The organism is Prevotella sp. AM34-19LB (assembly GCF_003468525.1).
Lineage (GTDB): Bacteria > Bacteroidota > Bacteroidia > Bacteroidales > Bacteroidaceae > Prevotella.
Map to the genome: position 1 here is coordinate 1 of NZ_QSIG01000130.1, position 772 is coordinate 772.

Sequence of the window (772 nt, forward strand, 5' to 3'; positions counted from 1 at the left end):
TGATAGCTTCTACTCACATCCTCGTCTATCACCCCCGAAAGCTGCTCCATGTTAGAAGGCAGCGTGGCGAACATCAGTTCCGGATTGGCTATCCAGTCGCCGCCAAGCTCATCCAGGCGGTATTTCAAGCCCTTCACCGATTGATAGGTCTGCGCAAATTTGGGTCCTATAAACATTGTCCATTTAGAATATGGAAATTCTATTCCATAATCCAAGCTGGCATTCATATCATAGCTGTTCTGTCTGCTGTCGTTGTAATAGTTACGCAAATCCTTCTCGCCAGTCTTGAAATACTCATTGCGGTTCAGGCTGAAAGACTCGTTTGGCTTGGAGCTGGTATACATTCCAGACATGCCCAGAGTTATTCTGTCACCCCATGGCAACTTATACCACGCCAGAGCTTGCTGACTACCTGTGAATGCATGCACTTTTGAGCGTGACTGATAGAGCGACCGGTTGGTGATGATGTCATGCAAGCTGCCACTAACATTCTGTGCAAAGGTAGAATCGATGGTCTGCCTGATATCACCCCATCTTTCAGGGTTGGCAGAATAGGTAGCACTACGGTTTGTCGATGAAGTCTTTCTGTCGGAGTAGTCGATACGGGTATCCAACCATACTCCCAACTTTCCATCCACCTGAAAGTTATTGTAGAGGTTGAAACTATGGTTGTCGCTGCGCGAATCACTGATACTTCTACCGAAGATATTGCCTGTAGAGGCAAAATTCTCCTGCGAACTGTGGGTCAAGTCATGCGTATTGTCCCAAGCAA

The 772-nt window shown here is 47.0% G+C and carries 1 protein-coding gene; it reads right to left on the reverse strand.

Features of this window, described 5'->3' with window-relative positions; genetic code table 11:
- Positions 1-772: hypothetical protein (locus DW830_RS16030; RefSeq protein WP_158573531.1), on the reverse strand; the 772-nt coding region annotated here is incomplete at both ends.